General features: G+C 70.5%; 12 protein-coding genes and 2 riboswitches. Of the genes, 9 read left to right on the top strand and 3 right to left on the bottom strand.

Features of this window, described 5'->3' with window-relative positions:
* The 3 genes from mltA to E4A53_RS13185 form a co-directional block, all read left to right on the top strand.
* Positions 1-1136, top strand: a 1136-nt coding sequence (gene mltA, locus E4A53_RS13195; RefSeq protein ID WP_420822629.1) for a murein transglycosylase A, incomplete at its 5' end; no start/stop codon positions are given.
* A complete protein-coding gene (locus E4A53_RS13190) occupies positions 1111-1647 on the top strand; it encodes a Smr/MutS family protein (protein WP_136163579.1) in 537 nt (178 codons plus the stop codon). The genes mltA and E4A53_RS13190, both read left to right, overlap by 26 nt.
* Positions 1648-1703: 56 nt before the next feature.
* Positions 1704-3386: a putative bifunctional diguanylate cyclase/phosphodiesterase gene (locus tag E4A53_RS13185; RefSeq protein ID WP_136163578.1), complete on the top strand. Its 1683-nt coding sequence runs from the start codon at positions 1704-1706 to the stop codon at positions 3384-3386.
* Between the two features lie 46 nt (positions 3387-3432).
* Here E4A53_RS13185 and rnhA read toward each other — a convergent pair whose 3' ends face one another.
* From rnhA to ispH, 3 genes are read right to left on the bottom strand one after another with little or no spacing between them, the layout of a single operon-like run.
* Positions 3433-3894 (bottom strand): ribonuclease HI, encoded by a 462-nt coding sequence (gene rnhA / locus E4A53_RS13180; RefSeq protein WP_136163577.1) that lies wholly within the window; start codon positions 3892-3894, stop codon positions 3433-3435.
* Positions 3891-4838, bottom strand: coding sequence for a homoserine kinase (thrB, locus tag E4A53_RS13175; RefSeq protein WP_136163576.1), 948 nt, complete (start codon positions 4836-4838; stop codon positions 3891-3893). The genes rnhA and thrB overlap by 4 nt, the downstream gene beginning before the upstream one ends.
* Before the next feature lie 3 nt (positions 4839-4841).
* Entirely contained in the window at positions 4842-5807 is a 966-nt protein-coding gene (gene ispH, locus E4A53_RS13170; RefSeq protein WP_136163575.1) for a 4-hydroxy-3-methylbut-2-enyl diphosphate reductase, read from the bottom strand.
* A 95-nt stretch (positions 5808-5902) separates the two neighbouring features.
* Between ispH and E4A53_RS13165 the strand changes: the two genes are divergently transcribed.
* The 6 genes from E4A53_RS13165 (at position 5903) to gcvPB (ending at position 12089) form a co-directional block, all read left to right on the top strand.
* The gene (locus E4A53_RS13165; RefSeq protein WP_136163574.1) at positions 5903-6562 is read left to right on the top strand and encodes a hypothetical protein; all 660 of its coding nucleotides are present in this window, start codon (positions 5903-5905) and stop codon (positions 6560-6562) included.
* Positions 6563-6642: 80 nt separating this feature from the next.
* A riboswitch (glycine riboswitch) is annotated at positions 6643-6741 on the top strand.
* A riboswitch (glycine riboswitch) is annotated at positions 6742-6839 on the top strand.
* A gap of 54 nt (positions 6840-6893) precedes the next feature.
* Positions 6894-8021 carry a glycine cleavage system aminomethyltransferase GcvT gene (gcvT, locus tag E4A53_RS13160; RefSeq protein WP_136163573.1) on the top strand — a complete coding sequence of 376 codons (1128 nt, stop codon included), beginning with the start codon at positions 6894-6896 and terminating at the stop codon, positions 8019-8021.
* Positions 8018-8389, top strand: a complete 372-nt coding sequence (gcvH, locus tag E4A53_RS13155) for a glycine cleavage system protein GcvH (RefSeq protein ID WP_136163572.1) — start codon at positions 8018-8020, stop codon at positions 8387-8389. Before gcvT ends, gcvH begins: the two co-directional genes overlap by 4 nt.
* 1 nt (position 8390) lies before the next feature.
* Positions 8391-9158: a class I SAM-dependent methyltransferase gene (locus E4A53_RS13150; protein WP_136163571.1), complete on the top strand. Its 768-nt coding sequence runs from the start codon at positions 8391-8393 to the stop codon at positions 9156-9158.
* A 1-nt stretch (position 9159) separates the two neighbouring features.
* Positions 9160-10518 (top strand): aminomethyl-transferring glycine dehydrogenase subunit GcvPA, encoded by a 1359-nt coding sequence (gene gcvPA, locus E4A53_RS13145; protein WP_136163570.1) that lies wholly within the window; start codon positions 9160-9162, stop codon positions 10516-10518.
* Entirely contained in the window at positions 10515-12089 is a 1575-nt protein-coding gene (gene gcvPB / locus E4A53_RS13140) for an aminomethyl-transferring glycine dehydrogenase subunit GcvPB (RefSeq protein ID WP_136163569.1), read from the top strand. The genes gcvPA and gcvPB overlap by 4 nt, the downstream gene beginning before the upstream one ends.
* Positions 12090-12110: the final 21 nt, after the last annotated feature.

The following is a 12110-nucleotide window of genomic DNA, read 5'->3' as shown; positions in this document are numbered from 1 at the left end:
CCCCGCTGCCGCCGATGCCGTCGGCGCCGGCGCCGGCCGATTCCGGCACCGCGCGGCAGGCCGGCGTCGTCGTCGGCCCGCTGGTGTCGAGCCTGCCGTTTGAGCGCGAACAGGCGCGGCTGGCGTTGCAGGCGTTCCGCATCAGCTGCCCGGCGCTGCTCCGCCGCGGCGATGCCTCCGGCCTGACCCGCACGGAGGACTGGCGCCCGGCCTGCGACGCGGCCGCCGCCGCCCCGGACGGGGCCGACCCGGTCGCTTTCTTCACCCGCTGGTTCGAAACCGCGCAGGTCGCCGGCGGCGCCGCCTTCGCCACCGGTTATTTCGAGCCGGAGATTGCCGGCGCGCGGACTCAGTCCGCCGCCTATCCGGTGCCGGTCTATCGCCGCCCGCCCGACCTGATCGACGTCGATCTCGGCGCCTTTTCCGAGGAGCTGAAGGGCAAGCGGATTCGCGGCCGCGTCGCCGGCACCGCCTTCCTCCCCTATTTCGACCGGGCGGAGATCGAGGACGGGGCGCTCGCCGGGCGCGGGCTGGAACTGGCCTGGGCGGCCGACCCGATCGAGTTCTTCTTCCTCCAGGTCCAGGGTTCCGGCCGGCTGCGCCTGCCCGACGGCAGCGTGATGCGGATCGGCTATGACAGCCAGAACGGCCGCGATTACACCGGCATCGGCAAGCTGCTGCGCGACCGCGGGCTGATCGGCCCCGGCCAGGCGTCGATGCAGGGCATCGTCCAGTGGCTGCGCGACCACCCGGCCGAAGGGCGCGCGGTGATGCGCGAGAACAAGAGCTGGGTGTTCTTCCGCGAACTGACTGGGCCCGGCCCGGTGGGCGCGATGGGGGTGCCGGTCACCGGCCATGCGACCGTTGCCGCCGACCCGAAATTCGTGCCGCTCGGTGCTCCCGTCTGGCTGTCGCTCGACCGGCGCGAAGGCACCGGCATCTGGGTGGCGCAGGATACCGGCGGCGCGATCAAGGGCGCCAACCGCTTCGACACCTTCTGGGGCGCGGGCGATCAGGCGCGGGCGATCGCCGGTGGCATGTCCGGGCGCGGCACCGCCTTCCTGCTGCTGCCGGTCGGCACGCTCGCCCGGTTGCAGGCGGAGGGCGGCTATGGCGGGTCGGCCGCTCGGCGCTGAGGAACGCGCGCTGTGGGCGCGGGTGATCGCGACGGTGACGCCGCTGACCGGCCGCGCGCCGCCGCCCGCACTCGCCCCCGCCCCGCCACCGCCATCACCCGAGCCACGCCCCGCTGCCGCGAAACCCGCCGCTGCCCGGCCGCCGCGCCCGTCGGCGCCACCGCCCGCCAACACGCTTGACGGCGGCTGGGACCGGCGGCTGGGGCGCGGCCTGGTCGCGCCGGACCTGACCGTCGACCTCCACGGCCACAGCCTTGCCTCCGCCTATGCCGTGCTCGACGAAGGGCTGGCGCGGGCGATCGCGGCGGAGGCGCGGCTGATGCTGCTCGTTACCGGCAAGCCGCCGCGCGGTGACGGGGCACGGCGTGGGGCGATCCGCGCCGCCGTTGCCGACTGGCTGGCGGCATCGCGCCATGCCGCGGCGATCGCGGCGGTGCGCGGTGCTCATCCGCGCCACGGCGGCGCCGGCGCCCTCTATATCGTCCTGCGCCGCCGCCGGCCGGGCAGATAATCTTAACCCATAAGATGTAGCATCGCCGTTTCGGGGTTGGGGGACGGCATCGGCACATGGAAGGCAATTCACTGAAAAGCAGGGCGATTGCCTTTGCTTTCTGTGTCGGCGCCGTGTCGTTCATCCTGGCCATGCTGGCCGGGGCCGCCCATGGCGGCGGCGGACGTGGGTTCTACGTCGCACTGGTCATAGCGATCATTTGCGCGGTGATGAGCTGGGCCTCGGCCGAACGGGCGCTGGCCGGCGTCGCCGAGGCGATCGACGCGGCGATCGCGCGGCTGGCCAGCGCGGCGGAGGGCGACCTGCTGTCGCCGACGCCGGACCCGGTCGCCACCGCGCTGCCGGAACTGTCCCGCTCGCTCGACGGCCTGCTGGCGCAGGTGCGCGGCAACCTGGAAAGCGTCCACACGCTGGCGATGTACGATCCGGTTACCGCGCTCGCCAACCGCACCAATTTCCGCCGGGAGGCCGCCGCCTTGCTGCGCGAATTGCCGGTCGACACGCTGTCGGCGCTGCTGTTCATCGATCTCGACAAGTTCAAGGCGGTCAACGACAGCATGGGCCACGCGCAAGGCGACCACCTGCTGGCGATGGTCGCCAACCGGCTGCGCGCGGTCGTCGCGCCGGACGGGCAGGGCGTGCCGCGCTTTCCCCGCCCGGCGCTGATCGGCCGTCTCGCCGGTGACGAATTCACCATCCTCGTGCCTGAAATCGGCGAGCCGGATGCGGCGCGCGCGCTGGCCCGCGACATCCTCTACGCGTTGAGCGAGCCGTTCGATCTGGCCGGGCATCAGGTGGAGATCGGCGCCTCGATCGGCATCGCGTTGCGCCCGGCGCACGGCCGCGCGCTGACCGATCTGATGCGCGCCGCCGATGCCGCGATGTACCACGCCAAGGACAGCGGCCGCGGCCAGGTCCAGCAGTTCAGCGCCGCGCTCGCCGACCGACTGGAAACCAACCTGCAGATCGAGCGCGACCTGCGCCACGCGCTGGACCACGGCGAATTCGCGCTGGTGTTCCAGCCGCAGCTCGACCTGGCGAGCGGCCGGACGGTCGGGGCGGAGGCGCTGCTGCGCTGGGAACACCCGCTGCTCGGCACCCGCCTGCCGCAAAGCTTCATTGCCCGGGCGGAGGAAAGCGGCCTGATCGCGCCGATCGGCGACTGGGTGATCGATGCGGCTGCGGCGGCGGTCGCCCGCTGGGCGGACGATGCTGCTGTCGGGCGGCTGGCGGTCAACGTCAGCCCGCGCGAGATCGCCCGGCCGGAATTCTTTTCCCATCTGCGCGCGGTGCTGGCGCGCCACGGCGCCCCCGCCAGTCGGCTGGAGATCGAGATCACCGAAACGCTGGCAATGGAATGCGGCGAAACCGTGCTGGCGGCGCTCGCCGCGCTGCGCGCTGAAGGGGTGACGATCGCGATCGACGATTTCGGCACCGGCTATTCCAACCTCGCCCGGCTGCGCGCCCTGCCGCTCGACAAGGTCAAGATCGACCGCAGCCTGATCGTCGACATCGCCGAATCGGAAGAGGCGCGCAACGTCGTCCACGCGGTGATCGGCCTGATTCACGGCGTCGGCTGCCTCGCGGTGGCCGAAGGCGTGGAGACGGCGGAACAGCGCGCGGTGCTGACGGTGATCGGCTGCGACATGATCCAGGGCTATGCCGTCGCCCGCCCGATGACCGAGGCCGCGTTCGGCGCCTGGCTCACCGAAAGCACGGCCACCCCGGTCGTCGCCTGAATTTCCGGTGCGGCTATCCGGCCGCGCTTGCCATGGTTCGCGCCGCCTAAACCGCGCCGCCCCCGGCCATGACCAGCGCCGCATCGCTCGCCAGCTTGTCGGCACGTTCGTTGTCCGGGTGGCCGGCATGGCCCTTCACCCATGCCCACTCCACCGTATGCGGCTGGGCGGCGGCGGTCAGCGCCTGCCACAGGTCGGCGTTCTTCACCGGCTTGCGGTCGGCGGTTTTCCAGCCGTTGCGCCGCCAGCCGTGGATCCACTTGGTCAGCCCGTCCATCACATAGCGGCTGTCGGTGGTCAGAATCACCCGACACGGCCGCTTCAGCGCCTCCAGCGCCATGATCGCGGCGGTCAGTTCCATGCGGTTGTTGGTGGTCAGCGCCTCGCCGCCGGACAGCGTCTTCTCGTGCGCGCCGGATCGGATGACGGCGCCCCAGCCGCCGGGGCCGGGGTTGCCCTTGCAGGCCCCGTCGGTGGCGATCTCGACCGTCGGCAGCGCGTCGTTCACAGCAGCTCGCCGCCGGCATAGGCGTCCAGCCGGCGGAGGAAGGCGAGGGGGTCCTTGCGCGTCACCAGCGCATCGGCCGGGGTGTTCAGCCAGTCCCAGGCGCGGGTCAGCAGGAACCGCAGGCTGGCGCCGCGCGCCAGCGCCGGCAGCGCCGCCCGCTCGGCGTCGGTCAGCGGCAGCGCCGCCTCGTAGCCGCCGACCAGCGCCGCCGACAGCGCCGGGTCGAACCGGGTTCCGCCGGCGTCGAAACACCAGGCGGCATGGGCGACGGCCAGATCCCATGCGCGTATCTCGGTGCAGGCAAAGTAGAAGTCGATGACGCCGGTCACCGTGTCGCCCAGCATCAGCACATTGTCGGGAAACAGGTCGGCGTGGATCACCGACTGCGGCAGCGCCGCCGGCCAGTGCGCGTCTAGCCAGGCCAGTTCGTCGGCCACCCGCCTGCCAAGCCCCGGCGCGATCCGGTCGAGCGCGTCGCCGCAATTGGCGGCCAGTTGGTGCCAGCCGGCGATGCCCAGGCTGTTCGGTCGGGCGCCAGTGAAATCGGCCAGCGCCAGGTGCATCCGCGCCAGCGCCGCGCCCGCCGCGCCGGCCTGCGCGGCGTTGGGCGTGGTCGGCGACACGCCGGGCAGGAATTCGATCAGGCAGGCCGGGCGGCCGGCGACGGTCTGGATCTGGGTGCCGTCACGGTCGGGGATGGCGCGCGGCACCGGGCAACCGGCGGCCGACAGATGGTCGAGCAGCGCCATGAAGAATGGCAGGTCCGCCGCCGCCACCCGCTTCTCGTACAGGGTGAGGATGAACCGCCCGGCGCTGGTCTCGACCAGATAGTTGCTGTTCTCCACCCCCTCGGCGATGCCCTTGGCGGAAACGAGGGTGCCGACCGCGTAGCGCGTCAGCAGCGCATCCAGCATCTCGGCCGGAACATGGGTGTAGACCGCCACGGATCAGGTCGACGCGCTGTCCAGGCCGTGCGGCAGCTTGAACACCATCCGCTCGGTCATGCTCGTCACTTCCTCCTCGTCGACGGTGAAGCGCTCGGCCAGCCGGTCGACCACTTCGCGGACCAGCAGCTCCGGCGCCGACGCCCCGGCGCTGATCCCCAGCGTCGCGGTGCCGTCCAGCCAGGCGAAATCGATGTCGGCGGCGCGCTGGATCAATCGGGTCGGCACGCCTTCGCGCTCGGCGACCTCGACCAGCCGCAGCGAATTGGAACTGTTCGGCGCGCCGATCACCAGCACCGCGTCGCAGGCGCGGGCGATCGCCTTGACCGCCGCCTGCCGGTTCGACGTCGCGTAGCAGATGTCCTCGCCGCGCGGCCCCTGAATGGCGGGGAAACGGGCGCGCAGCGCGGCGACGACGGCGGCGGTATCGTCGACCGACAGCGTCGTCTGGGTCAGGAAGCCCAGCTTCTCCGGGTCGGGCGGGTTCAGCGTCGCGACGTCCTCGACCGTCTCGACCAGCGTCATCCAGCCGTCCGGCACCTGGCCCAGCGTGCCGATCACTTCCGGGTGTCCGCGATGGCCGATGAAGATGATGTGGCGCCCGGCTTCGACCTGCCGCTCCGCCTGGCGGTGGACCTTGGAGACCAGCGGGCAGGTCGCGTCGACATAGGTCAGGCCGCGTTCCGCCGCCTTGTGCGGCACCGCCTTGGGCACGCCATGGGCGGAAAACACCACCGGCGCGTCGGTCGGCACTTCGTCCAGCTCCTCGACGAACACCGCGCCCTTCGCCTTCAGGCTGTCGACGACATATTTATTGTGGACGATTTCGTGGCGGACATAGACCGGCGCGCCGTATTTGACGATCGCCAGCTCGACGATGCGGATCGCGCGGTCGACGCCGGCGCAAAAGCCGCGCGGCGCCGCGATCAACAGCTTGAGGTGGGGTCTCGAAGGGTGCGTGGCCGTCATCTCGCGGACCCCCTACGCCATTGCTTGCTTGCGCGGAAGCGCCTTCCTATGCTTTTCGGGCCGCTCAATCCGGCCGTTCGCGTGCAAGGACACTCATGCCCCTACATTCCAAGCCGATCGCCTTCGCCCTTCTCCCGCTTGCCCTGGCCGCGTGCAGCCAGAAAGGCGAGTTCAACGCGACCGCGGCCGGGATCGGCGTCAACGTCGTCCGCTCGCCCTGCCCGGCGGTCGGGGTGCCGAACTACACGGGGGACATCACCCTGTTCAATCCGCCGGCGAGTCGCGCCGCGGCGGCGATCGACGTGACCGCGGCGATCACCAACGTCCGCACCACCTGCGTCGACGACAAGGTGTCGGCGGAACTGGTCAGCACCTCCACCTTCGACGTGCAGGCGCGGCGGGCCGACACGCGCGGCGCGCGGACGGTGCCGCTGACCTATTTCTCCACCGTCGTGCGCGGCGGCGACGTCGTCGTCTCCAAGCGGCTGGGGCAGGTAGTCATCCATTTTGCCGATGGCGAGGCGCGGGGGGCCGCCACCGGCAGTGCCAGCGCCGTCGTCAACCGGGCGGCGGCGTCGCTGCCCGAAAACATTCGCGAGCGGCTGACCCGCAAGCGCAAGGCGACCGACCAGGACGCGTCGATCGACCCGCTGGCCGAGCCGGAGGTGCGCAAGGCGGTGGCAACGGCGACGTTCGAGGTGCTGATCGGCTTCCAGCTCAATCCGGACCAGCTCCAGTACAACGTCACCCGCTGACCGGCCGGGGCATCTTCAAGGCTTATTGACTCAGCCCGGTGGCCCGGCCAAGGCTGCGCTTGTCTTCGGCGGGCGACCGCCGGGGCCACGCGGGAGAGCGTGGTGCCGGTTCGACCGGCGCCACCGCCGAAGGAGCAACCGCCCCGGAAACTCTCAGGCACCCGGACCGCGCCGGCCAGGACACTCTGAAAAGCGGGCGGCGCGAGCCGTCCCACCGAAGGGGTAAGCCGCCGATCGGGCGGTGAAAGCTCTCAGGTTCCATGACAGAGGGGGCAGTCGAGCGGGGGCCGTTTGCCGCCTGCGACGCTGTCACCAGATCAGGGAACCGATGATGACCGACGAATCAGCCGAAATCGGGGATCGCCTGCTGCCGCTGGACGGCTGGCACCGGGCGCGGGGCGCGCGCATGGTGTCGTTCGCCGGCTACCAGATGCCGATCCAGTATGAAGGGATCATGGCGGAACACCAGTGGACGCGCATGTCCGCCGGGCTGTTCGACGTCAGCCATATGGGCCAGCTTCTGTTCATCGGTGACGCCGCCGACGCCGCGCTCGAACTGGTCCTCCCCGGCGACATCAAGGGGCTGGCGGAAGGGCGGATGCGCTATTCGCTGCTGCTCGCCGACGATGGCGGCATCCTCGACGACCTGATGGTCACCCGCCGGGTCAACGACATCTACATGGTGGTCAACGGCGCGACCAAGGAAGACGACATTGCCGTGCTGCGCGACGCCCTGCCGGACGAGATCACGATCAACCATATGGAAGATCAGGCGCTGCTCGCGCTGCAGGGGCCGAAGGCGGCGGCGGCGCTGGCGCGGCTGGCGCCCGGCGCCGACGGGCTGTTCTTCATGGAAGCCGGCGCGTTCGCCATCGCCGGCGTGCCCGTTTGGGTCAGCCGGTCCGGCTACACCGGCGAGGACGGCTTCGAACTGTCGATTCCGGCCGAATCGGTCCAACAGATCGCCGCGTTGCTCGTCGAACAGCCGGAGGTGAAGCCTGTTGGACTTGGCGCCCGCGATTCCCTCCGGCTGGAGGCTGGGTTGCCGCTCTATGGCCATGATGTCGACCCGACAACCACGCCGGTAAGCGCCGACCTCGGCTTCGCCCTTGCCAAGCGCCGGCGCGAGGAACGCAATTTCCCCGGCGCCGAACGCATCCTGCTCGAACGCGAACAGGGCGCGATCCTGAAACGCGTCGGCCTGTTCGTCGACGGCCGCCAGCCGGTGCGTGAAGGCGCGCTGGTTCTCGACGGCGAGGGGAATGAGGTCGGCCGCGTTACCAGCGGCGGCCATTCGCCGACTCTCGAGCGCGCGATCGCCATGGCGTATGTCCCCGACGCGCTGGCCGTGCCGGGCACGCCCATCACCCTGTCCCAGCGCGGCAAGCTGCACAGCGCGACGGTTGCCGCCACGCCCTTCGTTCCTCACCGCTATCACCGAAAGGGAAGCCTGAAATGACGACCCATTATTCCACCGACCACGAATGGATCGCCGTTGCCGACGGCGTCGCCACGGTCGGCATCACCGACTATGCCCAGTCGCAGCTCGGCGACATCGTCTTCGTCGAGGTGCCGCAGGCGGGCACCACGCTCGGCAAGGGCAAGGAAGCCGCCGTCGTCGAATCGGTGAAGGCCGCGTCCGACGTCTACGCCCCGGTCACCGGCGAAGTGGTCGAAGGCAATGCCGCGTTGGAAGCGGACCCGTCGCTGGTCAACACCGCGCCGGAAAGCGACGGCTGGTTCTTCAAGCTGAAACTGGCCGACCCCGCCGAGCTGGACGGGCTGATGGACGAGGCCGCCTACAAGGCGTTCGTCGCCACCCTCTGACATGGCGCGCAACCCGGCCAGCCAGTGGAACCCGGTGGACTATGCCGCCAACGCCGGTTTCGTGCCGGCGCTGGGCGCGCCGGTCGTCGACCTGCTCGCGCCCCGGCCCGGCGAACGCATCCTCGACCTGGGCTGCGGCGACGGGGCGCTGACCGAAAAGCTGGTCGCCGCCGGCGCCGTCGTTCACGGCGTCGACGCATCGGCGGATATGGTAGCCGCCGCGAAGCGCCGGGGCCTCGACGTCGCTGTCGCCGACGGGCAGGCGCTGGCCTTCGATGCGGCATTCGACGCGGCGTTCAGTAATGCCGCGCTGCACTGGATGCTCAACCCCGCGGCGGTCGCGGCCGGGGTGTTCCGCGCGCTGAAACCAGGCGGCCGCTTCGTCGGCGAGATGGGTGGCGCCGGCAATGTCGCGACGCTACGCCAGGGCGTCCGCGACGAACTGGTCGCGCGCGGCTATCCGGTCCCGGCCGAGGACCCGCAATGGTATCCGACGGTGGAGGCGTTCACCGCCATCTACGCCGCCGCCGGCTTTGCCGATATCGAGGCGTGGCTGATCGAGCGCCCGACGCCGCTGCCGCACGGCGCCGCCGCCTGGTACACCACTTTCCGCGCCGGCTTTCTCGATAGTGCCAGTGTGCCGGATGCCGAGCAGGCGGCGGTCGCCGCCGCCGCCGAGGCGCGCGTCGCCCCGGCGCTGCGCCGGCCCGACGGGCGCTGGGTCGCCGACTATATCCGCCTGAGATTCACGATGAGGAAACCGCTCTGACATGCGCTACCTGCCGCTGACCGACGCCGACAGGCGCGCGATGCTCCACAGCATCGGCGTCGATTCGATCGACGCGCTGTTCGCCGACGTGCCGGAAGCCGTCCGGCTTGACGGGCCGTTGCCCGACCTGCCGTTGCACGCCTCCGAACTGGCGGTGGAGCGGCATATGACCGCGCTCGCCCGCCGCAATATGGTCGCCGGCGACGTCCCGTTCTTCCTGGGTTGCGGTGCCTATCGCCACCATGTGCCGGCCAGCGTCGACCATCTGATCCAGCGCGGCGAGTTCCTGACCGCCTATACGCCCTACCAGCCGGAAATCGCGCAGGGCACTCTGCAGATGCTGTTCGAGTTCCAGAGCCAGGTCGCCCGGCTGTTCGGCTGTGACGTCGCCAATGCGTCGATGTACGACGGCTCTTCCGCCTGCTGGGAAGCGATCGTGATGGCGCGGCGGGTGACCCGCCGCAACAAGGCGCTGCTGTCCGCCGGCCTGCACCCGCATTACGTGTCGGTCGCGCAGACCATGGCGCGCTTCACCGGCGACGATCTGCACAGCGCGCCGCCGACGCTATCGGCCGAGACCGACCTGCCGGCGCTGCTCGCCGCGATCGACGACGCCACCTCCTGCGTCGTCGTCCAGTACCCGGACATCCTCGGCCGGATCGGCGACCTGAGCGAAATCGCTGCGCGCGCGCACGAGAAGGGCGCGCTGCTCGTCGCCGTCGTCACCGAGCCGGTGGCGCTGGGCGCAATCCGCGCGCCCGGCGAGATGGGCGCCGATATCGTCGTCGGCGAAGGCCAGGCGATCGGCGTCGGCCTGCAGTTCGGCGGGCCCTATGTCGGCCTGTTCGCCTGCAAGGAGAAGTTCGTCCGCCAGATGCCGGGGCGGTTGTGCGGCGAAACCGTCGACGCGGAAGGCAAGCGCGGTTTCGTGCTGACGCTGTCGACCCGCGAGCAGCATATTCGGCGTGAGAAGGCGACGTCGAACATCTGCACCAACAGCGGCCTGTGCGCGCTCGCCTTCTCTATCCACATGACCCTGCTCGGGGAGAAGGGGCTGCGCGCGCTGGCGGCGGCCAACCATGCCGCCGCGTCCGCAGCCGCCGACCGGCTGGCGCGGGTGCCGGGGGTCGCGTTGGTCAACACAAGCTTCTTCAACGAATTCACCCTGCGGCTGAGCAAGGAGGCGCGGCCGGTGGTCCGCAGCCTTGCCGATCGCGGCATCCTGGCCGGCGTATCGCTCGGCCGGCTTTATCCGGGCGTCGACGCGCTCGCGGGCGGCCTGGTCGTCGCGGTGACGGAAACGACGACAGCGGAGGATGTCGAGGCCCTTGCCCAGGGGCTGCAGGAGGTGCTGGCATGACGATCAACCAGAGCGGCTGGCGCCCGGAGCGCCCCGAATCCGACGCGGCGAACGCCAGGGCGACCTTCACTGGCAATCGCGCGCTGATGCTGGAAGAGCCGCTGATCTTCGAGATCGGCGACAGCGGCACGACGGGCGTCGATTTCGATGCCGCCCCTGCCGGCGGGGCGGACCGGCTGGCCGGGCTGGGGCGCACGGCGGCGATCGGCCTGCCTGGCCTGTCGGAGCCGGAGGCGGTGCGCCATTATACCCGGCTCAGCCGGCAGAATTACGCGATTGACCTCGGCCTGTTCCCGCTCGGTTCCTGCACGATGAAGCACAACCCGCGGCTGAACGAGAAGCTGGCGCGGCTGCCCGGCTTTGCCGACATCCACCCGCTGCAGCCGGTCGATACCGTGCAGGGCGCGCTGGGCGTCATCAACGAGCTGGCGCATTGGCTGATCCGGCTGACCGGCATGTACGGTGTCGCGATGACGCCCAAGGCCGGCGCCCATGGCGAACTGTGCGGCATCCTGTGCATCAAGGCAGCGCTGGAGGCACGGGGCGAGGACCGCAAGGTCATCCTCGTCCCCGAAAGCGCGCACGGCACCAACCCGGCGACCGCCGCCTTCGCCGGTTTCGCGATCGAGAATATCCCGGCCAATGCCGACGGGCGGGTCGATCTGGACACGCTGAAGGCGCGGCTGGGGCCGGACGTCGCCGGGGTGATGATCACCAACCCCAACACCTGCGGCCTGTTCGAACGCGACATGAAGGCGATTTCGGACGCGGTCCACGCGGTCGGCGGCTACGTCTATTGCGACGGCGCCAATTTCAACGCGATCGTCGGGCGCGTCCGCCCCGGTGACCTGGGCATCGACGCGATGCACATCAACCTGCACAAGACCTTCTCGACCCCGCATGGCGGCGGCGGGCCGGGCGCCGGGCCGGTGGTGCTGTCCGAAGCGCTGGCGCCTTACGGCCCGCTGCCGTTTACCGCGCGCTACGCCGACGGGCATATTCGCCTGATCGAGGAGGAGACGGTGGGCGAGGATCATCCCGACACCTTCGGCCGGATGGCGGCGTTCAACGGGCAGATGGGCATGTTCACCCGCGCGCTTGCCTATATCCTGAGCCACGGCGCCGACGGGCTGCGGCAGGTGGCCGACGACGCGGTGCTGAACGCCAACTACGTGCTGCGCCAGTTGGAGGATGTGCTGGAGGCGCCGTTCGGCGCCAGCGGCCCGTGCATGCACGAGGCGCTGTTCTCCGACGCCGGCTTCGCGGAGGGGTTCACCACGCTGGACCTCGCCAAGGCGCTGATCGACGAGGGCTATCATCCGATGACGATGTATTTCCCGCTCGTCGTCCACGGCGCGATGCTGGTCGAGCCGACCGAGACGGAGAGCAAGGCGGCGATCGACGAGTTCATCGGTGCGCTGCGTTCGGTGGCGAAGCGGGCCAAGGCCGGCGACCCGGCGTTGAAAGCGGCGCCGCAATTCGCGCCGCGCCGCCGCCTCGACGAGACGCTGGCCGCGCGCAAGCCGGTGCTGGTGTGGAAGGCGCCGGATCTGCCGGCAGCAGCCGAATAGGACAGGGCGCGGACAGCGCAA

This window comes from Sphingomonas flavalba (assembly GCF_004796535.1).
Classification (GTDB): domain Bacteria; phylum Pseudomonadota; class Alphaproteobacteria; order Sphingomonadales; family Sphingomonadaceae; genus Sphingomonas_L; species Sphingomonas_L flavalba.
This window is presented reverse-complemented; position numbering and strand designations above follow the sequence as displayed.